This window comes from Rhizobiaceae bacterium, from assembly GCA_023953845.1.
Taxonomy (GTDB): Bacteria; Pseudomonadota; Alphaproteobacteria; order Rhizobiales; family Rhizobiaceae; genus Arvimicrobium.
The window spans coordinates 1722204-1742872 of the sequence record JAMLJC010000001.1; the positions used below are offsets into that span (position 1 = coordinate 1722204).

Sequence of the window (20669 nt, forward strand, 5' to 3'; positions counted from 1 at the left end):
CTGCAATGGACGACATCCGCGTGGTCACCGAGTTTCCGCGCAAGGTGCGCGAGATCGAGAATCTGTGGATTCCGATGCCGGACGGCGTGAAGCTCGCGGCGCGCATCTGGCTGCCGGAGGACGCAGAGGTCGATCCGGTGCCTGCCATCCTGGAATACCTTCCCTATCGCAAGCGTGACGGAACGGTGGAGCGCGACGCGCTCACCCACCCCTATTTCGCAGGCCACGGCTATGCCGGCGTGCGCGTCGACATGCGCGGCGCCGGCGACAGCGAAGGCCTGTGCAAGGGCGAATATCTCAAGCAGGAGCAGGACGACGCCGTCGCCGTCATCGAATGGCTGGCGCAGCAGCCATGGTGCTCCGGCACCGTGGGCATGATCGGCATCAGCTGGGGTGGCTTCAACGGCCTGCAGGTCGCCGCGCGCCGTCCTCCTGCGCTGAAAGCCGTCATTTCGCTCTGCTCGACCGACGACCGCTACAATGACGACGTACATTATCTCGGCGGCGCCCAGATGTGCGACAACCTCATCTGGGGGACGACGGCCTGGGCCATCGCCATGACGCCGCCGGACCCTGCGATCGTCGGCGACCGCTGGCGCGAATTGTGGGAAGGCCGGCTCAAGGGAAACGGCATCTGGATGCAGGACTGGTTCGAGCACCAGCGCCGCGACGAGTTCTACAAGCACGGCTCGATCTGCGAGGACTATGCCGATGTCGAGGTGCCGGTCTACGCGGTGGGCGGCTGGGCGGACGGCTATCCGAATCCGATCTTCCGCATGCTCGAAGGCCTGCCGGGCATCCGCAAGGGCCTGATCGGCCCGTGGGGCCACAAATACCCGCATTTCGCCATGCCCGGGCCGCGTATGGGCTTCCTCAAGGAGTGCCTGCGCTGGTGGGACCAGTATCTGAAGGGCATCGACACCGGGATCGCCGACGAGCCCATGCTGCGCGCCTGGATACAGGAGCCGGCCGCACCCGCCGCGATCTATGACGAGCGTCCCGGCCGCTGGGTGGCGGAGCCGTCATGGCCCGGACCAGGCGTCGGCGAATTGTCCTTCGGCCTCGCTCCGGGCAGTCTGGTCAAGGGCAGGGGCGGCGACGACGTCCTCTCCATCTGCTCGCCGCAGACGGCTGGCCTGTCGTCCGGCGCATGGTGCGGCTATGGCGTCACGCCGATGCTGCCGGTCGACCAGCGCATGGAAGCCGGCAACGCCCTCGTCTTCGAGACGGCGCCGCTCGAGGAAGCGGTGGAGATTCTCGGCTTTCCGGAATTCGAGGTGACGCTCGTCTCCGACAAGCCAGTGGCGCTGATCTCGGCCACGCTCTCGCTGGTGCAGGAGGATGGCGCGGCGGCCCGCGTCAGCTACGGCATCCTCAACCTCACGCACCGGCATGACGATCTCGATCTCGCGCCGATGACGCCCGGCAGGGTAGAAACGGTGCGCATGAAGCTGCGATGCTGCGGCCAGCGTTTCGAGAAGGGTCAGCGCATCAGGCTCGCCGTTGCGACCGGGCACTGGCCGATCGTGTTCCCCGCGCCTGAAAAGACGACGCTGTCGATCCACTGCGCCCAAAGCAGGCTGATCCTGCCGGTGCGGGCGGCACAGCCGCTCGACGCGACGCTCAAGGCATTCGAGGGGCCGGAAAGCGCCCAGCCGATGGCGCAGGAGGTGATCAAGGCCGGCGAACCCTTCCGGCGCGATGTCGCCACCAACCAGATCACCGGCGAAACCACCTATTCGGTCGTCAGCGACGCCGGCACGGTGCGGCATCCGCATACGGGCATCACCCTGTCGGCGCGGCAGACCGAAAAGTTCATCGTGCATCCCGACGACCCGAACTCGGCACGCGGGACAGTTACCTGGGATAAGTCCTATGCGCGCGGCGACTGGAACGTGCGAATTTCCGTCTCGGCGACGGTGCGCGCGCTGCGCGACGTCTGGCGCATGGAAACCCATATCGTCGCCCATGCCGGCGACGAACTGGTGCTCGACCGCGACGAGGTCAGGGAGTTTCCCCGCGACCTGAACTGAACGCAGGGCGGATAGCCGGCGAAGGGAGGAGCAGGATCGTGAACGCCGTTCTGGAGGGCACGCGCATCGGTCGCCGCCGCGGGCGCAACGCCGGCGGAAGCGAGGCGCCTTCGCGCAAGCCGGACTATCACACACTGCGCAGCCCGTTCGTGCCGCAGCGCGTGTTTTCGGACGATCAGGTCGCCGCGATCCACGAGACGTCGCTGCGCGTGCTGGAAGAGCTCGGCATGCGCGTGCTCTTGCCAGAGGCCCGCGCCATCCTTGCTGCGGGCGGCGCGCTGGTCGACGAGGACACGCAGATGGTCAGGACCGGCCGTGATCTGGTCGCCGCCGCTCTCGCCGCCGCGCCGCGTTCGATCCGCTGCCATGCCGGTTCGCGCGAGCGCGACCTGACGCTCGAACCGGGCGTCCTCACCTTCATCGGTGGGAGCGGCGCGCCCAACGCGACCGACCGCGAGCGCGGCCGCCGCGCCGGCACGCTTCAGGACTTCGCGGATTTCGTGCGGCTCGTCCAGGGCTTCGACGTGCTGCAGATGCAAGGCGCCTATGTCGAGCCGCAGGACATCGACATGCGCTTCCGCCACTATGCGGTGAACCGCGCGCAGCTGACGCTGTCGGACAAGCTGCCATTCGTCTTCGCCCGTGGCACACCGCAGGTCGCGGACGGTTTCGAGATGATCCGATTGGCGCGCGGGCTGTCCGAGGACGACTTCCGTGATCGCGTGCATTGCTACACGGTCATCAACACCAATTCGCCTCGCCAGCTCGACATCCCGATGGCGCAGGGCATCATCGATTTTGCGCGCGCCGGGCAGGTCTCGATCATCACGCCCTTCTGCCTCGCCGGGGCCATGGCGCCGATCACGGTCGCCGGCGCGCTGACGCTTCAGCACGCCGAGGCGCTTGCCGGCATCACGTTGGCGCAGCTTTCGCGGCGCGGCGCCCCGGTCGTCTACGGCAGCTTTTCCTCGAATGTCGACATGAAGTCCGGCGCTCCGGCCTTCGGCACGCCGGAGCATGTCAAGGCGACGCTCGGCGCCGGGCAGCTCGCCCGTCATCTCGGTCTGCCGTGGCGCTCCGGCGGAGGCACGGCGGCGAACGTGTCCGACGCGCAGGCCGCGCATGAAAGCCAGTTCGCGCTCTGGGGTTCCGTGCTCGGCGGCGCCACGGTCTGCATCCACGCCGCCGGCTGGCTGGAGGGAGGTCTGAGCGTCTCCTTCGAGAAACTGATCACGGATCTGGAAGCGCTGCAGACGATCGCCGAACTCTGCCGGGAAACGCCCGGTGACGAGGACGCGATCGGTTTCGACGCCATTGCCGAGGTGCAGCCCGGCGGGCATTTTTTCGCGGCCACGCACACGATGAGCCGCTATCGCAGCGCCTTCTACGAGCCTCTGGTCGCCGACTGGCAGAATTTCGGTAACTGGACGCAGTCCGGCGCGCGCACGGCGACCGAACGCGCCACCGATATCTGGAAAAAGCGGCTGGCGGAATTCGAGCCGCCGGCCTCGGCGGCGGTTGCCGATGGGCTCGACGCGTTCATCGCGCGCCGTACGGCGGAAGGCGGCGCCGCACCCGTATCGTAGACCGACTCGGCCCCGGAGCGGTTCCGGTCTTACGGAATCGGTGGAATCGCTCTATCTCTTTTTCAGCCGCATTTCCGGACGCAAAATCGCTTCACACTTTGCTGGAAATGCTCTTAGCCGGCCTTGCGGGCGTGGGAATTTGCCCGCCGAACGAAGTCGGCAAAGGCTTCCACTTCCCCGGCACGGGGCTCCTGTCCCGTATGGCTGAGCAGATAGGCCGGCACGAGCGAAAGCCGGTTTCTCATCGGCTCGACGATCTCGAGCGAATAATAGCCGATCTGGACGAAATACAGGACGCGCGCCCTTACGAGGCGTCCACGCCCGTGTAGCCGTGGCGCTCGAACATGTCGCGGATGGCCCCGACGCGCTTGTCGTCCGCCTCCTCGACCGTCTTGCGCACGTCCGGCGACTGGCGCGCCCAGGCCCTTATGGCGAAATCCAGACGCGGGTTGAACAGCGAGTCGTCGACCCAGCACTCGAAGACGTTGAGCACAGCCTGGGTGATGGAAGCGGCCGGGCGCGCGGCGCGCTCGACAATGACGCGCGTGTTCCTGTTGCGCCAGTATTCCAGAAGCTGGTCGAGCAGATCCTGCCGGCTCTTGAAATACCAGTAGAAGCTGGACCGCGAGACGCCGAGGCGCTGCCCGAGCGTGAGGATGCGGACGCTTTCGACCCCCTCCGAGATCAGGGTTTCCAGCGCGCCGTTCAGCCAGTCCTCGCGCGTGACCTTGACGTTGCCCGTTGGGCTGGTGCGCTGGGCACCTTCTTGGGCGACGGGAGACGAAAACATCCGGAATGAACGACTTTCAGCAAGAAGAAGTGATGTCGAGGGCGACGCTGCTACACCGACGAGGAATGTTCAAGCCATTCCCAGAGATAAGGCGCCAGACCGCGATCGACATGCACACGTATTTTTCCGGCATTGTCGAAACGATACAGAATTGCATTCACGCCGGCGAACAGCAGAGACGCCGCAGGACTTCCGTTTCGCGGATCGAGCGTGGTGCCTCGCGCCAGCAGACGGTCGACACCCGCACCGGAAATCTCGAAGACATGCAGCGCCGCGTCCATCGCAGTGACGGCAAATCCCTCACTGTGCCAGCCGGCCTCGATCGACAGGGGCCGCTCCGAGACGACCAGCATCCTGTCGCGCGCCACGCGAACCGCATAGCGATCGCCGCTTGCCACTTCGGCCGCTCCGACGCCTGCGCCGGACATGCCGGACGCGCGGTTCCAGGCGTCAAACGCGCCGCTGACCAGAAGCTGGTTCAGGCCGCTCACCGTCCTTGCTGTGACATCGTCGCGTTGCAGCACGGCGGCCTCCCAGCGCGGAGGAACGGGCCATTTTTCGGCGAGATTACGCATGGAGGCGCGTTCCTTCCGGATCGAGGGCGCAGGGCGGCGCGATCATCGCGCGTCGCAGCATCCCGAGATGGCGAAGTTCGATGGTCTCGCCGTGGCGCGCCGAGCCGCGTTCGATCAGCGCCAGCGCGATCGGCTGGCCGAGCGTCGGGCTGTGGTAGCTCGACGTGACGAAGCCGATGCTGCGGCTTTTGCCGTTGGCGCGCTCGACGCCATGCGCGCCGTTCGGCAGAAGACCGCCATCATCCGCGACGGTCAGGCCGACGAACTGGTTGCGGTCGGCCCGGTCGGCGTTTTCGGTGAAGAGCGAACGGCGTCCGACGAACTCCGTCTGGCGTTTCTGCCGCGGACCGTCGACGCCAAGATCATGCGGCAGCGTGTTGCCGTCCGTGTCCTTGCCGATGACGATATAGCCCTTTTCGGCACGCAGGATCATCAGCGCTTCCAGCCCGATGACGACGGCGTCGAGCGCCCTGCCTGCGTCGCGTAGCGCCGCCCACAACGCCTTGGCGCGGTCGGCGCGGATCGAGAGCTCGTAGCTGCGGTCGCCGGTGAAGCTGACACGGGCGACCCGCACGGCTTCCCCTGCAAAACTGCCGGTCGCGACCGCCATATGCGGCAGGTCCGCGTCGTCCAGCGGCAGGCCGAGGCCGAGTTTTTCGAGCAGGTTGCGCGAATGCGGTCCCGAAACAGTCAGCGTCGCCAGTGCGGCGGTCGCGTTGTGAATGTAGACGGCGTCGCGGCCAAAACGGTCCTGGCGCCATTCCTCCAGCCGCGCATGCACCGCAGCGACGTGCGAGCTGGAGCAGGAGACGACGAAGCGGTGCTCGTCGAGCCGCATCAGGATGCCGTCGTCGAACACGACGCCATTCTCCGACAACATGAAGCCGTAGCGGCAGCGGCCCGGCTTCAGCGTCGACATGGTGTTGTAATAGATGAAGTCGACAAACTCGGCCGCCTGCGGCCCGATCACTTCGATCTTGCCGAGCGTGGAGCCGTCGAACAGCGCCACCGATTGCCGCGCACGCAGTGCCTCGTCCTGGATCGCGGCGGCTGCATCGCCGGCGCCATAATGCGCGGGCCGCAGCCAGCCGCCATATTCCTGGAAGACAGCGCCGTCGGCGCGATGCACATTCTCCAGAGGCAGGCGGCGCACCGGCGCGAACAGGCTGCCGCGCCGCGTGCCGGCAAGGGTGGCGAACGGAACCGGCGTGAAAGGCGGCCGATAGGTGGTGGTGCCGACCTCGGCGATCTTGCGGTTGGTCACCTCGGCCAGCAGCGCCAGACCGTTGAGATTGGACGTCTTGCCCTGATCGGTGGCCATGCCCAGCGTCGTGTAGCGCTTGAGATGTTCCACCGAGACGAAATTCTCGCGTGCCGCCAGTTCCACGTCCTTGGCAGTCACGTCGCTCTGGTAGTCAATCCAGACGCGGCCTTTAGACTTCGGTTTCGGCCACAGGGCGACCGTGCCGAGGCTGGCTTCCTGTCCGGTGCTGCGGGAGGCAGCTGAAGCGGAGCCGAAATCGCCAAGCGCCTCGCTTGCGCTGGCGAATACGTCGGACAGGGAGACATGTCCCGCGAGCGCTCCTGCCACGCCGATGCCGTCGATCCCGGAACCTGGAACGAAGGCCGCCAGATCGTCCCGCCAGGCCAGCCTGCCCTTCGCCTGTGAGAACAGATGCACGGTCGGCGTCCAGCCGCCCGATACGAGCAGGCAATCCGCTGGCCAGACGGAACCGTCGTCAAGATGAACGCCATCGACAGCATTCCGTCCGCGCGCCGCGGTAACGGCGCGGCCTGCAAGCACGCGGATTCCGGGTGCCGCCGTCACGCCGGCCTCGGCGCGGCAATCGATCAGCGTCACCGAAGCGCCGGCCTCGGCGAGCGCGGCGGCGGGCTCGTAGGCGCTGTCATTGTTGGTGGCGACGACGATTTCCCGGCCGACGAGCACCGCATGACGGCGCAGATAGGCGAGTGCGGCATCAGCGGACATGATTCCGGGCAGGTCGTTGTCGGCGAAGGGTATCGGCCGCTCGATCGCGCCCGTGGCCAGCACGATGCGGCGGGGACGCACGCGCCAAAGCGTGTCCGGCCGGCCGTCGTCATGGCGCTGGCTAAGCGCCGCGAGATTGTGGTCGTAAAGGCCGAAGGCGGTGGTTCCGATCAGGACCGTATGGCCCTTCGCCCGCAACCGCTCGACCGTGCGTTCCGCCCATTGCGCGCCGGGCACGCCGTCGATCTCGCCGGCACGGTGGCGCAGCGACCCGCCGGGACGGGAGCCGTCGTCGACAAGTATGACCGAATGGCCCGCGTCGGATGCCTGCGCGGCGGCCGCGAGCCCCGCCGGTCCCGCGCCGATCACCAGCACGTCGCAATGATGGTTGATCTGGTCGGCGAGGCGGGCGGGTTTCCAGTCCGGGTCGACCACGCCGAGACCGGCCATGGCGCGGACGCGCGGCTCGAACAGGTGCCAGTCCGGCCACATGAAGGTCTTGTAGTAAAACGCCGCCGGAATGAAGCGCGCGAAACGGTCGAGGAACGCGTTGCGGTCGGAAAGTGCGGTCGGCGTCGCATTGACGCTTTTCACCGTCACGCCGTTTTCGGCAGGGAGCGTCGTCGCGCGCGCATTGGGGATATGCCCGCGCGTCGTCTCGATGTCGACCAGCGCGTTCGGCTCCTCGACGCCGGCGCCCCATATGCCGCGCGGGCGGTGGTACTTGAAACTGCGCGCGACGATCTTCTGATTGCCTGCGAGCAAGGCGGAGGCGATGGTGTCGCCGGCAAAGCCTTCGACCGTGCGGCCGTCGAAGCTGAAGGTCAGCGGCTTGCTGCGGTCGATGTCGCTGCCGCCGCTGGCGAGACGCGCCGCGCTCACGCCCCGTGCTCCGCACCGTCAAGAGCCGCAGAACCGGCGACGGCATGGCTTACCGTGTCACGTTCCATCACGAAGAACTCGCCGCAGGTGAGATGGACCCAGATCTCGCGCGTCGCGCCCTTCGGATTGTCGCGCATGTGGAGATAGTTCGCCCAGCGATCGGCCGGCGCGTCGACACCGTCAGGCCGCGCATTGCCGGCCTCGCCGCCATAGTGAAACTCGGCTTCGTCGCGCGGGCCGCAGAAAGGACAGGGGAAAAGCTGCATGTTCGCCTCAATGCGCGATGCCGGAGCCGGCGGCCTCGTCGATCAGGCGCCCGGTGATGAACCGGTCGAGATCGAAGGGCCGGCTGATGTCGTGATGCTTGCCCGTCGCCAGCAGATGCGCGAGCAGCGTGCCGCCTGCGGGGATGGCCTTGAAACCGCCGGTGCCCCAGCCGCAATTCATGAACAGGCCCGGCAGCGGCGATTCGCCGATTATGGGCGAGGAGTCGGGGACCACGTCGACGATGCCCGCCCATTGCCGCATCATCTTCAGCTGTCCGAAGATCGGGAACATGTCGAGCATGCCGGCGATGACGCCTTCCAGCACCGGCAAATTGCCGCGCTGGGCATAGGACGGGATGCGGTCGAGCGCGCCGCCGATCACCATCTCGCCCTTGTCGGACTGGCTGACATAGACGCCCGTGTCCGGCGAGATCACCACGGTGTCGAGGATCGGCTTCACCGGTTCGGAGACGCATGCCTGCAGCGCGTAGGAGTTGACCGGCAGGCGGAAGCCGGCCTTCGCCGCCAGCACGGAGGAATGTCCCGCCACTGCCATGCCCGTGCGTTCGGCGCGGATGGGGCCGCGCGCGGTTATGACGCCACGGCAGCGGCCGCCTTCCACGATGAAATCCGTGATCTCGCAATTCTGGATGATGTCGACGCCGAGCCGGCTTGCCGCGCGCGCATAACCCCATGCGACGGCGTCGTGCCGCGCTGTGCCGCCGCTGGCTTGCCACGTCCCGCCGAAGACCGGATAGCGTGTATCCGGTGCGAAATTGTAGATCGGCACGACGCGCTTCACGTCCTCGCGCGAGAAAAGCTCGCAGTCGATGCCGTTGATCTGGATGGCGTTGACGCTTCGTGCCGCCGTCTCCATTCCGGCCTCGCTGTGCGCGAGGGTGAGGATGCCGCGCTCCGACATCATGACGTTATAATTCAGGTCCCTGGACAACCCTCTGTAGAGCGTATGGGCAAGGCCGTAGATCGCAGCGCTTTCGGGATAGAAGTAGTTGGACCGCACGACGGTCGTGTTGCGGCCGGTGTTGCCGCCGCCGATCCAGCCCTTTTCCAGCAGCGCGACATTGGTGACGCCGTGGTTCTTCGCCAGGTAGTATGCCGTGGCCAGACCATGACCGCCGCCGCCGCCGATGATGGCGTCGTATTTCGACTTGGGCTCAGGCGAACGCCACGCCGGCTCCCAGCCGGTCTGGCCGGCCAGCCCTTCCTTGAACAGAGATAGTGCCGAATAGCGTTTTGTCATGCTCGACTGTTATGTCCATCTGCGCGGGGCCGCAACGCCTCTGAGGCGCTTCAGACGACACCGATCCTAGAAGTAATGGACACTCATGTCCATTACGCTCGTCGCGCCTACCCGATGTCCTGACGATAGTCTAGGAAGGCGCTGTCCCTTCTGCTCTTTCACCGGCGACGATGCTGAAGAAGCTGCCCATCGACCCCTATATGCTGCTGCTCATCGCGACCGTCGCGCTGGCGGCGATCCTGCCTGTATCCGGACGGGCCGCGACGATCGTCTCGCAGATCAGCTATTTCGCAGTCGCGCTGCTCTTCTTCCTCTATGGCGCGAAGCTGAAGACGCAGGCGGTGGTTGCGGGCATGGCGAACTGGCGGCTCCAGACGCTGATTTTCGTCACGACCTATGGGCTGTTTCCGCTGCTCGGATTCGGGTTGGCGTATCTGACCGGGCCGTGGATGCCAGAAGACCTCGTCACCGGCATTCTCTTCCTCGCCATCCTGCCGTCCACCGTGCAATCGTCCATCGCGCTCACGGCCATGGCGAACGGCAATGTGCCCGGGGCGATCTGCGCCGCCTCCCTTTCCAACATGCTCGGCGTGGTGCTGACGCCGCTGCTCGCCGCATTGCTCCTGTCGACCGATTCCCTTGAGCTGAATGCCGGCTCCGCGCTCTGGATATGTGTCCAGCTCCTGTTGCCCTTTGTCGCCGGACAGATCGCCCGGCCGGTGATCGAAGGCTGGATCGGGCGCAACAGGATGCTGACGCTCGTCGCGGATCGCGGCTCGATACTGCTGATCGTTTATTCCGCCTTCAGCGCCGGAATGGTCGCCGGCATATGGAGCCGTCTCGATGCGGCCACTCTCGCGGTGCTCGTCGCCGCCGATCTGGCGCTGCTGATCGTCGTGATGCTGGTCATCGGCCGGATGAGCCGGCTTTCCGGCCTCTCGCGCGCCGACGGGGTGAGCTTCCTGTTCTGCGGCGCGCAGAAAAGCCTCGCCAGCGGCGTGCCGATCGCCAACATCCTTTTCGTCGGCCACGCGACCGGCCTGATTATCCTGCCGCTCATGCTCTATCACCAGTTCCAGCTGTTCCTTTCGGTCGCCATTGCGCAGCGCATGGCCGCCAGGGATCGGGCGCGGGACGATACGGCCACCTGAACCTTTCCGCTGCGCGTCGCGGCCGCTTGGCAGCAGAGTGCCCGGGCTGACAAAGTGCGGCATGATTCGCACGTTCCTGGCCTTGTTGCTGCTGACCGTTCCCGCCGCGGCCGGCGAGATGACCTTCTTCATGAAGAACGACTATCCGCGCGCCGTCGTGATCGAACTGTTCGGGCAGGATACGGGGACGCGGTGGCCGGGCAGCGACAAGGTCTACCTGCTGGAAAAATCCGGTCGGAAGTCCGTGCGGATCGAATGCCGCGAGGGCGAGCGCATCTGCCATGGCGCCTGGGTCAACGGCAATGACCGGATTTTCTGGGGCGTCGGCCCCGACAATGACCGGAGCTGCGAAACCTGCTGCGTGATCTGCGTCGAGAAGACCACGGAGCCGATCACGATCGAGTAGCGGCGCGGCAGCCAGGGTGTGCGCGACAAAGACGTTTGCCGCTTTCATCGCCGGTTGACGCGGCGGGCGCGGCGTCCGATAGCATCGCCGCCATGACACACGCCGCCCCGCTGATCGGAATCGTCCGCCTCCCGCACAATACGGATCTGACCCTGCCCGCCTACGAGACGGCGGGCGCGGCCGGCATGGATCTGCGCGCCGCAGTGCCGGAGGACCGCCCGCTGCTGATCCTGCCGGGCCGCCGCGCGCTCGTGCCGACCGGGCTGGTCGTGGAGATTCCCGAGGGTTTCGAGGGACAGGTCAGGCCCCGCTCCGGACTCGCGCTCAAGCATGGCATTACCTGCCTCAATACGCCCGGCACCATCGACAGCGACTATCGCGGCGAGGTTCAGGTGCTGCTCGTCAACCTTGGCGACGAGGAATTCCGCGTCACGCGCGGCATGCGCATCGCTCAGATCATAATCGCTCCGGTGACGCGTGCAGCGCTGGAGGAGCGTGCCCTCGCCGGGGCTACCGGGCGCGGCGCGGGCGGCTTCGGCTCCACCGGCGCCGCCTGATGCGGCCCTCGCTCGTCATCTTCGACTGCGACGGCGTGCTGGTCGACACGGAAGGCCTCAGCAATACGCGCCTGTCGCAGTGGCTGACGGAAGCCGGCTATCCGATCGACTACGAAACCTGCCGCCGCCGTTTCGAGGGGCGCAGCATGATGTCGGTGAAGAGCGAGATCGAGGAGGCTGGCATCGACCTCGGAGAGGATTTCGTCGAGCGCTGGAATCTCGGCCTGCCGGATCTCTTCGCCGCCGGCGTCACCGAAGTGCCGCATGTGCGCAGCTTCATAGAGGAACTCCGGACGAGGGAAATCCCTTACTGCGTCGCCTCCTCGGCGCGCGTCTCCAAGATGCACATAACGCTCGGCGCGACGGGCCTGCTGCCCTATTTCCAGCACGCAATGTTCTCCTCCACCATGGTGGCGCGGGGCAAGCCGTTCCCGGACCTCTTCCTGCACGCCGCCACGACGATGGGTGTGCCGCCGGCTGGCTGCGTCGTCATCGAGGACAGCGTCGCTGGCACAAGGGCAGGTCGCGCGGCGGACATGGCCGTCTATTCCTATGCCGGCGATCCGTTCGCCCACCGGGAAACGCTGGCATCGGCAGGCGGCATCGTCTTCGACAACATGCGCGACCTGTCGGGAATCATCGGTCTGGCCTGATCAGAAGCGATTGCCGGCCAACCGCGCCACGGATAGATTTCGCGCACTATTTCGCTGGCAGGAGGTCCACATGGCAAACGGCGGCTTGTTTCGCGCGCTGCACGAAGGCCCCGGCATCTTCGTCATGCCGAATCCCTGGGATATCGGTTCGGCGAAGCTGATCCGGAGCTTCGGTTTCAAGGCGCTGGCGACGTCGAGCGCCGGCTTCGCCTGGACGCGGGGTCTTCAGGACGGCGAAGTCGGCTTCGAGGACATAATCGCGCACTGCAAGGAAATGGCGGCGGCTGTCGACATCCCCGTCTCGGGCGATCTCGAGAAAGGCAAGGGCGACAGCCCGGACAGCGCTGCCGAGACGGTCTTCGCCGCCGACGCGGCGGGGCTCGCAGGGTGCTCGATCGAGGACCATACCGGCGATCCGGCCAGCCCCATCTATGATTTCGGCCATGCGGTGGAGCGTGTCGCTGCGGCGGCGGAAGCGGCGCGCGCCCTGTCCGGCGATTTCGTATTAACCGCCCGTGCCGAGAATTTTCTCTGGAAGCGGCCGGACATCGACGACACGATCCGCCGCCTTCAGGCCTTCGAAAAAGCCGGCGCGGATGTGCTGTTTGCGCCCGGCATCCCGGATATAGCCATGATCCGGCAGATTTGCGCGTCCGTGAGCAAGCCGGTCAATGTGCTGGCCGGCGGGCCGAATCTGACCGTGGCGCAACTCGCCGAGGCGGGCGTGAAGCGCATTTCGCTCGGCCCCCGCCTCAGCAATGCCGCTTTCGGCGCGGTGGAGCGGGCTGCGCGGGAAATCCTCGACAAGGGCACTTTCACCTTCAACAGCGAAGTGATGCCGTCGGCGCGGGTGGCCGCCCTCCTCGGAGGCGAACGGCCATGAAGCTCAGCGTCATCGACATGCATACGGGCGGCGAGCCGCTGCGCATCGTCACCGACGGCTACCCGCCGATCCCGAAAGGGACGATTCTGGAGAAGCGCGCTCATGTCCGCGACCATCTCGACCATCTCCGCAAGATGCTGATCTTCGAGCCGCGCGGCCATTACGACATGTACGGCGCGCTGCTGGTCGAGCCGGACCTGCCCGGCGCCGATCTCGCCGTGCTCTTCATGCACAATGAAGGCTATTCGACCATGTGCGGGCATGCGGTCATCGCGCTCGGCCGTTACGCCATCGATCAGGGCCTCGTGCCGGCGGTCGAGCCGGTCACGACCGTCAACATCGAATGCCCTTGCGGCATGGTCGCGGCATCGGTGGAGGTAGAGGACGGCAAGACCGGGTCCGTCTCTTTCGAAAGCGTGCCTTCCTTCCTGTTCGCGCGGGACCTGACGCTCGATCTGGACCACTACGGCCGGATCGGCTTTGATATTTCCTACGGCGGCGCCTTTTACGCGCTCGCCGACTGCCGGCAGTTCGGTCTCGAATTCGGCCGCGACCGTGCCCGCGATTTCGTCGATGCTGCGACGGCGCTGACGGAGAAGGTGAAGCAGACCTATCCGCCCTCCCATCCCGACGCGGCCGATCTCGGCTTCCTCTACGGCACGATCCTGACGGACGGCGGCGATGGCGCGAACGGCGTCGCCACGAAGAACGTGTGCGTCTTTGCCGATGCGGAGGTCGATCGTTCGCCCACCGGCTCCGGTGTCACCGCGCGGCTTGCCGCCATGCATGCGAAGGGCGAGATCGGCATTGACGAGACACGACTGTTCGAAAGCATCGTCGGGTCGCGCTTCACCGGCAGCGTCGCCCGGCAGACGAGCCTTTCGGACGGCCGCGCAGCCATCGTCGCGCAGGTCGGGGGCAGGGCGCATTATTCCGGCAAATCCGAATTCTGGATCGAGGCGGACGACGAACTCGGCAAGGGCTTTCTGGTGCGGTAGCCGTCATCCGCCCGCTGCGGCTATGGGCGGATCGATCACATTCATTGAACCCTGCATCCGAATTCCGAATTTCCGAAGGCGCCGTGATGGAATAAGAATGGCGCGCAAACGGATCGATCCATGACCCTCTCCGGTTTTCTGGCCTATAGCGGCGCTCTCGCGGTGGCAGCGGCGATTCCCGGCCCCGGCATTACCGCGCTCGTGGCGCGGGCGCTGGGTTCCGGCTTCCGTTCATCGCTTTTCATGTGCTTCGGCCTCATCCTTGGCGACCTCACCTATCTGACGGCCGTGGTGCTCGGGCTCGCGCTCGTGGCGCAGACTTTCGGCACGGTTTTCCTCGTCATCAAATGGCTGGGAGTGGCTTATCTCGCGTGGCTCGGCTGGCAATTCTGGACGAGCGGCATCACGGCGGAGAAGGTCGAGGCGAAGAAGGCCCGGGGTGGGCTGATCTCGAGCTTCGCGGCCGGCTATGCGGTGACCATAGGCAATCCGAAGACGATGATCTTCTATCTCGCGCTCACGCCGACGCTGGTTGACCTGCGTACGATAACGCCCGGCGATTACGCGGCGCTGGTTTCTCTCACCGTGATCACACTCGTCATCGTGCTTGTGCCCTATCTGGCTCTGGCAGCGAAGGCGCGCTGGTTCCTGCAGACGCCCCGCGCGCTGAAGACGCTCAACCGCACCGCCGCGGCCTTCATGATGGGCGCGGCCGCGGCAATCGCCGCCCGGCAATAGCCCTGTTTCAGATTGACTTTACAATACAGTCGTCATCTCCTGCCTTCCGTAAGGGAAACTCAGGCAAGGGAGAATCTTATGACACGTTGCTTCTGGCACAATATGGGACTTAGCACTTCGGCAAGCGGCCTCATCAAGCCGCGCTGATCATCTTAGGCAAAGCCCGCTCCAGCAATGGAGCGGGCTTTTCACATCCTTTGCCCACATACCGGCGCGGCCGGGATTTGCTTATGAGCCTGGCTCCACCACGGTCGGCCGCTCGCCACGCAGCGCCGCCATGAGTTCAGCTCGCAATTCGCTGCTTATCCTGTCGCGCAGCAGGCGAACGAGTTCGTCATTGTGGTTTGCCTTGGCGATCCGTTCACGATAGGTCGCGCCCATAGGCCCGCTAAGCCGGTAGAACAGCCAGAGCAGTCGTCGCTTCCGGTCGGCCATGGCCGAGATGTCATGCGCAGCAATACGTTTGCGCAACTGCTGCATGATCTTCGCCTCGATCTCCTTCGCATGCTCGCGTTCCAGGGCCCAGACGTCCAGCTTGCCCCGGGGCAGGGGCCTGACTGGAAGCTGGAGGTCTGACGGATATCCGTAGAGGGCAACCGGCTTGCCTGGGCGGACTTCGCACAGACTCTTCGCACCCCAGCTGATGGAAAGCCTGTAGGCGGTCGCCTGACCCAGGGTCACCACCTGCGCGGCAATGTTGCGGGCGCTGTCCATCGCGTAGTTGCCGTTCGGATCGACGATGTCGTTGAACACGTATCTCAGGTCGAGATGGACGTCCCAGGCGCCCTCCTCGGGATCGACGGCATCTTCGACTTCAGCCCAGCCAACGACCTTGAAGTCACCGACCGTCTGGTTCGTGCCATGCAGGAACGCGTATCCGGAGAAGTCGTTGTTTTCCGGACATTCCGCGTGAAAGGTCTCGCTGACGGGAAAGCGCCCCTTGCTCTTCCGGTCCAGAAGCGCCTTCACGACGAGCATCACCCGCCCCAGCACCTGTCGGCGCAGCCCGTTGTTCGCCATCATGTAAGGAGACCAGATCGGATCATCGTACACGTCGTGGGGCTTGCCGCCGCCATACATGTATGTGCCGAGTATCTGTTCGCCCTGCTTGTCCATGTTGTTCAGGAGGCCGAGGACGATCGGAGGCAGGCCAGACAAGGTCGACATGGCAAGTCCCGTTCAGCGCAGCGAAACTGCAGCGAAATGATATGCGGAACACGAGCCGCGGCAAAGGTCTCTCAAGGATAGACTTTTATCGTCCTGCGTCCTGCCGGCAGGACACTCCCTGTCAGCCATCTGCGGGCACGCGCGCATTACAAACGAAGCGGGAAACCGAGCGGTTCTCCGCGCCGTGGTTCAGGGAACCGGAAAGCTGACAATGGCGATACGAAAAAGGCGAAGTGAGGTCGATTGAGTTCCGCCTCAGAACCCCACGTTTTCAACGGCGTTCAGCGGAAAATTTGGTGGAGCCAATCGGAATCGAACCGACGACCTCTTGAATGCCATTCAAGCGCTCTCCCAACTGAGCTATGGCCCCACGCTCCGGCTTTGGCCGGCGCCGTTTCCGGCGAAGAGGTCGGCGCGAGTTTCCCGCGCCCGAGTAGGTGCGGCTTCTAACCCCGCACCTTGTGAAGATCAAGCCCGCATGGAGGCTTTTTCTGAACTCCGCCCATGGGCATGCGGAGGGATTTGCGAAACCGGCTGCGATCAGACTTCCTCGTCGTCGTCGCCGACGCCGATGATGCCCGAAACGTCGTCCTCTTCCTCTTCCTCGTCCTCGATGAAGACGTCGTCATCGTCGTCGCCGATGTCCACGTCGTCGTCGCCCAGATCCGGCAGGTCGTCGCCGCCCTTCGCCTCGTCGTCCGCATCCTCGAGCGACACTGTCTCGACCGCGTCTTCGCTGTCGACTTCCTTCTCCTCGACCTCGTCCTCTTCGTCGATCGACGTGGGCGAACTGCTCTCGAAATAGCTGCGCGGATAACTCTTGCCCGTATAGGGCGACACGATCGGGTCCTTGTTCAGATCGTAGAATTTCCGGCCGGTCTCCGGATCGATGCGTTTTGTACCAAGTTCGGGCTTAGCCACTGGCGACCTCGTCAGAAAAGTTTGGTCCCCTTAACCAGACTTGCTGTGCCTGTCAAAACATAATCGGACGCCCGCGTTTGATGTGTTTTGCTGCTTCCCCGCCGACATTCGAAGCCATGGGACGGGAGCGAGCGCCGTCGCGCCGGAGGCCGTTTCCGCCGGTGGATTGTTTTGGCGATCGTGCAGCTGCGCCGGTCGGGCATGAACTCCGGCCCGCGCTTCCGTCGCGATGTCACACCGATCAATTGTCTCCGGGGCGGGCGGGGAAGAATTTGAAGTAGGGTTCTGCCTCGGCAAGCACGCGAGCGAAGGACGGACGCGCCTTCAGCCGGTCGAGATAACGCGTGACATTGTCGTGCTCCGGGCCGATGCCTTCCACCTTACTGGCATAGAATAGGGCGGGGGCGGCGGCGCAGTCGGCCATCGAGAACCACTCGCCGGCAGCCCACTCCCTATCTGCCATTTCCCGATCCAGGATCGCATAGGAGGAGCGAATCTGTTCGCGCGCCTGCGCCACGCCCGTCGGATCGGTCTGGTCTTCGGGCCGCAGCCGGTCGAGCACGATCTTCTGCATCTGCTCGTGCAAATAGGAATCGTAGAAGCGATCCCAGATGCGGACATCCAGCGCTGCATCCGCGTCTTCCGGGACGAGCCGCACCTTACCGGGATGGTGCGCCGCCAGATATTCGATCACGCTCGATGAGCCCGGAACGATCCGGCCGCCTTCCTCGATCACGGGGAATTTTCCGACCGGATAAACGGCGAGGAAGGCCGCGCGGGACGCCTCGTCGCCGAGATCCACGGGGATGGGCTCGAACGGCGTTTCGTTCTCATAGAGCGCGATCAGCGCTTTCCAGCAGAACGAGGCGAGCGGGTGATAGTAGAGGCGAACCGTCATCCTAGCTCTCCGAGGACCGATTGCATTTCAAAAGCGGTTGATGGATAATCCAACCGATACGATAACGCAAGCGGTTTTGCCGGGGCCATGGTTTTGGACGCTACGCACCGATCGGGATGTCCGATCAATCTTTCGCTGGAGGTCTTTGGCGATCGCTGGAGCCTGATCGTATTGCGCGACATCATCTTCGGGGGCAGGCGCCATTTCCGTGAATTGATGCGCAATCAGGAGGGGATTTCCTCCAACATCCTCGCCGACCGGCTGAAGACGCTGGTCGAACAGGGCATGCTGACGAAGTCCGACGATCCCTCTCACAAGCAGAAGGCCATCTACAGCCTGACGGAGATGTCGATCTCAACCCTGCCGATCCTGGCGAGCCTCGGGGCCTGGGGCCGGCGCTGGCTGCCCGTCAGCGAGGAACTGTCCATCCGCGCGCGACTGATGGAGGAGGGCGGCCCCGCGCTGCTGGATGAGTTCATGGACGATCTGCGCGAGGAGCATCTGCGCGCGACCCGGACGGTCCCGCGCGATGGCCCGACCGTGCGACAGAAGCTTCAGGCGGCCTACGAAGCCGTCGTCGAAAGGCAGCGTGCTGCGGCGAAAGGCGTCGCGCAACACGATTGATCTCTTTCAGGTGTGCGCTTAGTTTAGAATAATTCTAAACTAGAGCTTGCGACTATGCTTTTGCGTGTTTTCGGCTTTGGCCGGCGTCCATTCGATTCCTTGAGCGAACAGGAGATGCTGGCGCTGGCCATATCCTCCGAGGAGGACGATGCGCGCATCTATCGCGCCTATGCCGATGGTTTGCACAATGAATTCCCGCAATCCGCCAAGGTTTTTGAGGGCATGGCGGACGAGGAGGACCACCATCGCGCCAGTCTGATCGAGCAGCATCGGCGGCGCTTCGGCGACCGCATCCCGCTCATCCGCCGCGAGCATGTGCGCGGTTTCTACGATCGCAAGCCGGACTGGCTGGTCCGGCCGCTCGGCATCGATCGCGTACGCGCGCAGGCGGAGGAGATGGAGCGGCAGGCCGAGCGCTTTTATCTGGCCGCCGCCAATCGCACGTCAGATGCCTCCACGCGAAAACTGCTCGGCGACCTCGCGGCGGCCGAGAAGGGTCACGAATCGCTCGCCCGCCGCCTCGAGGCGCAGCATGTGCCGGAAAATATTCGGGGCGAGGAGGCGCGTGCCGAGCGGCGGCAGTTCATCCTCACCTATGTGCAGCCCGGACTGGCGGGACTGATGGATGGTTCTGTGTCGACGCTGGCGCCGATCTTCGCCGCGGCCTTTGCCACGCAGGACACCTGGCAAACCTTTCTCGTCGGCCTGTCAGCCTCGGTCGGCGCCGGCATCTCCATGGGCTTCACCGAAGCGGCACATGACGACGGCAAGCTGTCCGGCCGGGGCTCGCCGGTCAAGCGCGGTCTGGCGTCGGGCATCATGACGGCGATCGGCGGCCTCGGTCACGCGCTGCCCTATCTCATCCCGAATTTCTGGACCGCGACCGGCATCGCGGCGGGAGTCGTCTTTCTCGAACTCTGGGCGATCGCCTTCATCCAGAACCGCTACATGGAAACGCCGTTCCTCCGGGCGGCCTTTCAGGTGGTGCTCGGCGGCGCGCTGGTCTTCGCCGCCGGCGTGCTGATCGGCAACGCCTGAAGGTCTCCGCGCGGCGCGACGGAATTCGCCCGTTTGCCGGCGGCAGCCCGATTGCCGCCCCCGCGGATTTCGCCTAACGTTGACCAAACGATAAAAACAGACGGGAATCCCGATAACTGTGCGAACCAGAGGTGGTCAGAATGTCCAGCATTGCGAACATACGGTTCGGCGCGCCGACGCGTCGTAACATCCTCAAGGCAGCAGGCGCCGGCGCGGCCCTTGGCGTGCTCGGCGGCTTCGCGGGTCGCGCCTTCGCGCAAGAGAAGCTGAGGGTCGCGGCGATCTACACCGTGCCTTTCGAACAGCAATGGGTGAGCCGGCTGCACAAGGCGGCCAACACGGCGAAGGACCGCGGCGACATCGACTATGTCGCGACAGAGAACGTCTCCAACACCGACTATGAGCGCGTCATGCGCGAATATGCGGAAGCCGGCAACAAGCTGATCCTCGGCGAGGTGTTCGGTGTGGAGGACGCCGCCCGCACCGTCGCCAAGGACTATCCGGACGTGGCGTTCCTGATGGGCTCCAGCTTCAAGCCGGATGCGGCGCTGCCGAATTTCTCGACCTTCGACAACTATATCCAGGACGCCTCTTATCTGACCGGCATCATCGCCGGAGCCATGACCAGGTCGAAGAATATCGGCATGGTCGGCGGCTATCCGATTCCCGAAGTGAACCGGCTGATGAACGCTTTCATGGCCGGCGTGAAGGAAGTGGCGCCTGACACCAAATTCCAGGTGTCCTTCATCGGCTCGTGGTTCGACCCACCCAAGGCCAAGGAGACCGCCTTCGCCCAGATCGACGGCGGCGCGGACCTGCTCTATGCCGAGCGCTTCGGCGTTTCCGACGCGGCCAAGGAGAAGGGCGTGCTGGCCATAGGCAACGTCATCGACACGCAGGCCGACTATCCGGATACGGTCGTCGCCTCCGCGCTCTGGCATTTCGAGCCGACGCTCGACCACGCCATCGCGCAGGTGAAGGCCGGGGCCTTCAAGGCCGAGGATTATGGCGTCTACTCCTTCATGAAGGAGGGCGGCTGCTCCATCGCGCCGCTCGGCACTTTCGAGGGCAAGGTGCCCGACGACGTGAAGGCCAAGGTCGCCGAGAAGGAAAAGGCCATCAAGGACGGCTCGTTCACCGTCGAGATCAACGACGCCGAGCCCAAGTCGAGCTGAGCGCTGGTATCCCTCTCCCCTTGCGGGGAGGGTGGCGGCGAAGCCGCCGGGTGGGGTAGCTGACCGCAAGCGCTACC

Annotated in this window: 19 protein-coding genes, 1 tRNA gene and 1 pseudogene; 12 read left to right on the forward strand and 9 right to left on the reverse strand. The window is 65.0% G+C overall.

Features of this window, described 5'->3' with window-relative positions:
• Positions 1–5 precede the first annotated feature (5 nt).
• Both M9955_08555 and M9955_08560 read left to right on the forward strand, forming a co-directional pair.
• A complete protein-coding gene (locus tag M9955_08555; GenBank protein ID MCO5081694.1) occupies positions 6–2033 on the forward strand; it encodes a CocE/NonD family hydrolase in 2028 nt (675 codons plus the stop codon).
• Between the two features lie 50 nt (positions 2034–2083).
• The gene (locus tag M9955_08560; GenBank protein ID MCO5081695.1) at positions 2084–3619 is read left to right on the forward strand and encodes a trimethylamine methyltransferase family protein; all 1536 of its coding nucleotides are present in this window, start codon (positions 2084–2086) and stop codon (positions 3617–3619) included.
• Between the two features lie 113 nt (positions 3620–3732).
• Here M9955_08560 and M9955_08565 read toward each other — a convergent pair.
• The 5 genes and pseudogenes from M9955_08565 to M9955_08585 all read right to left on the reverse strand — a co-directional run bounded on the left by M9955_08565 (position 3733) and on the right by M9955_08585 (position 9383).
• Positions 3733–4409: pseudogene (locus M9955_08565) on the reverse strand (TetR/AcrR family transcriptional regulator).
• Positions 4410–4459: 50 nt separating this feature from the next.
• Positions 4460–4984, reverse strand: a complete 525-nt coding sequence (locus M9955_08570) for a hypothetical protein (GenBank protein MCO5081696.1) — start codon at positions 4982–4984, stop codon at positions 4460–4462.
• Positions 4977–7856 (reverse strand): sarcosine oxidase subunit alpha family protein, encoded by a 2880-nt coding sequence (locus M9955_08575; protein ID MCO5081697.1) that lies wholly within the window; start codon positions 7854–7856, stop codon positions 4977–4979. Before M9955_08575 ends, M9955_08570 begins: the two co-directional genes overlap by 8 nt.
• A complete protein-coding gene (locus M9955_08580; GenBank protein MCO5081698.1) occupies positions 7853–8122 on the reverse strand; it encodes a sarcosine oxidase subunit delta in 270 nt (89 codons plus the stop codon). Before M9955_08580 ends, M9955_08575 begins: the two co-directional genes overlap by 4 nt.
• A 7-nt stretch (positions 8123–8129) precedes the next feature.
• Entirely contained in the window at positions 8130–9383 is a 1254-nt protein-coding gene (locus M9955_08585) for a sarcosine oxidase subunit beta family protein (GenBank protein ID MCO5081699.1), read from the reverse strand.
• Between the two features lie 170 nt (positions 9384–9553).
• On the opposite strand from M9955_08585, the gene M9955_08590 reads away from it, so the two are divergent.
• The 7 genes from M9955_08590 (at position 9554) to M9955_08620 (ending at position 14769) form a co-directional block, all read left to right on the forward strand.
• Complete coding sequence (locus tag M9955_08590; GenBank protein MCO5081700.1) at positions 9554–10534, forward strand: bile acid:sodium symporter; 981 nt, start codon at positions 9554–9556, stop codon at positions 10532–10534.
• Positions 10535–10595: 61 nt separating this feature from the next.
• Positions 10596–10940, forward strand: coding sequence for a hypothetical protein (locus M9955_08595; GenBank protein MCO5081701.1), 345 nt, complete (start codon positions 10596–10598; stop codon positions 10938–10940).
• A gap of 92 nt (positions 10941–11032) precedes the next feature.
• A complete protein-coding gene (dut, locus tag M9955_08600) occupies positions 11033–11497 on the forward strand; it encodes a dUTP diphosphatase (protein MCO5081702.1) in 465 nt (154 codons plus the stop codon).
• Complete coding sequence (locus M9955_08605; protein MCO5081703.1) at positions 11494–12150, forward strand: HAD family phosphatase; 657 nt, start codon at positions 11494–11496, stop codon at positions 12148–12150. Before dut ends, M9955_08605 begins: the two co-directional genes overlap by 4 nt.
• Positions 12151–12220: 70 nt before the next feature.
• Positions 12221–13033 carry an isocitrate lyase/phosphoenolpyruvate mutase family protein gene (locus M9955_08610; GenBank protein MCO5081704.1) on the forward strand — a complete coding sequence of 271 codons (813 nt, stop codon included), beginning with the start codon at positions 12221–12223 and terminating at the stop codon, positions 13031–13033.
• Entirely contained in the window at positions 13030–14031 is a 1002-nt protein-coding gene (locus tag M9955_08615) for a proline racemase family protein (GenBank protein ID MCO5081705.1), read from the forward strand. The genes M9955_08610 and M9955_08615 overlap by 4 nt, the downstream gene beginning before the upstream one ends.
• A 120-nt stretch (positions 14032–14151) precedes the next feature.
• Complete coding sequence (locus M9955_08620) at positions 14152–14769, forward strand: LysE family translocator (GenBank protein ID MCO5081706.1); 618 nt, start codon at positions 14152–14154, stop codon at positions 14767–14769.
• 228 nt (positions 14770–14997) lie between these two features.
• Here the strand turns inward: M9955_08620 and M9955_08625 are convergent, their stop codons facing one another.
• From M9955_08625 to M9955_08640, 4 genes are all read right to left on the reverse strand, one after another.
• Complete coding sequence (locus M9955_08625; GenBank protein MCO5081707.1) at positions 14998–15885, reverse strand: hypothetical protein; 888 nt, start codon at positions 15883–15885, stop codon at positions 14998–15000.
• 345 nt (positions 15886–16230) lie between these two features.
• Positions 16231–16306: transfer RNA gene (locus M9955_08630), tRNA-Ala, on the reverse strand.
• A gap of 170 nt (positions 16307–16476) precedes the next feature.
• The gene (locus M9955_08635; GenBank protein MCO5081708.1) at positions 16477–16857 is read right to left on the reverse strand and encodes a TIGR02300 family protein; all 381 of its coding nucleotides are present in this window, start codon (positions 16855–16857) and stop codon (positions 16477–16479) included.
• 241 nt (positions 16858–17098) lie between these two features.
• On the reverse strand, positions 17099–17755 hold the full coding sequence (locus M9955_08640; GenBank protein MCO5081709.1) for a glutathione S-transferase family protein: 657 nt from the start codon (positions 17753–17755) through the stop codon (positions 17099–17101).
• Positions 17756–17848: 93 nt separating this feature from the next.
• Between M9955_08640 and M9955_08645 the strand changes: the two genes are divergently transcribed.
• The 3 genes from M9955_08645 to M9955_08655 all read left to right on the forward strand — a co-directional run bounded on the left by M9955_08645 (position 17849) and on the right by M9955_08655 (position 20592).
• Positions 17849–18379, forward strand: coding sequence for a helix-turn-helix transcriptional regulator (locus tag M9955_08645; GenBank protein MCO5081710.1), 531 nt, complete (start codon positions 17849–17851; stop codon positions 18377–18379).
• 54 nt (positions 18380–18433) lie between these two features.
• Entirely contained in the window at positions 18434–19417 is a 984-nt protein-coding gene (locus tag M9955_08650) for a rubrerythrin family protein (GenBank protein MCO5081711.1), read from the forward strand.
• Positions 19418–19557: 140 nt separating this feature from the next.
• Positions 19558–20592 (forward strand): BMP family protein, encoded by a 1035-nt coding sequence (locus M9955_08655; GenBank protein ID MCO5081712.1) that lies wholly within the window; start codon positions 19558–19560, stop codon positions 20590–20592.
• The last annotated feature ends 77 nt before the right edge of the window (positions 20593–20669 follow it).

Bases quoted from the DNA above. Each gene is read 5' to 3' on its own strand.
- M9955_08555 (MCO5081694.1), top strand. From the start codon at position 6: ATGGACGACATCCGCGTGGTCACCGAGTTTCCGCGCAAGGTGCGCGAG.
- M9955_08570 (MCO5081696.1), bottom strand. From the start codon at position 4,984: ATGCGTAATCTCGCCGAAAAATGGCCCGTTCCTCCGCGCTGGGAGGCC.
- M9955_08580 (MCO5081698.1), bottom strand. From the start codon at position 8,122: ATGCAGCTTTTCCCCTGTCCTTTCTGCGGCCCGCGCGACGAAGCCGAG.
- M9955_08585 (MCO5081699.1), bottom strand. From the start codon at position 9,383: ATGACAAAACGCTATTCGGCACTATCTCTGTTCAAGGAAGGGCTGGCC.
- M9955_08590 (MCO5081700.1), top strand. From the start codon at position 9,554: ATGCTGAAGAAGCTGCCCATCGACCCCTATATGCTGCTGCTCATCGCG.
- M9955_08595 (MCO5081701.1), top strand. From the start codon at position 10,596: ATGATTCGCACGTTCCTGGCCTTGTTGCTGCTGACCGTTCCCGCCGCG.
- dut (MCO5081702.1), top strand. From the start codon at position 11,033: ATGACACACGCCGCCCCGCTGATCGGAATCGTCCGCCTCCCGCACAAT.
- M9955_08610 (MCO5081704.1), top strand. From the start codon at position 12,221: ATGGCAAACGGCGGCTTGTTTCGCGCGCTGCACGAAGGCCCCGGCATC.
- M9955_08615 (MCO5081705.1), top strand. From the start codon at position 13,030: ATGAAGCTCAGCGTCATCGACATGCATACGGGCGGCGAGCCGCTGCGC.
- M9955_08620 (MCO5081706.1), top strand. From the start codon at position 14,152: ATGACCCTCTCCGGTTTTCTGGCCTATAGCGGCGCTCTCGCGGTGGCA.
- M9955_08625 (MCO5081707.1), bottom strand. From the start codon at position 15,885: ATGGACAAGCAGGGCGAACAGATACTCGGCACATACATGTATGGCGGC.
- M9955_08640 (MCO5081709.1), bottom strand. From the start codon at position 17,755: ATGACGGTTCGCCTCTACTATCACCCGCTCGCCTCGTTCTGCTGGAAA.
- M9955_08650 (MCO5081711.1), top strand. From the start codon at position 18,434: ATGCTTTTGCGTGTTTTCGGCTTTGGCCGGCGTCCATTCGATTCCTTG.
- M9955_08655 (MCO5081712.1), top strand. From the start codon at position 19,558: ATGTCCAGCATTGCGAACATACGGTTCGGCGCGCCGACGCGTCGTAAC.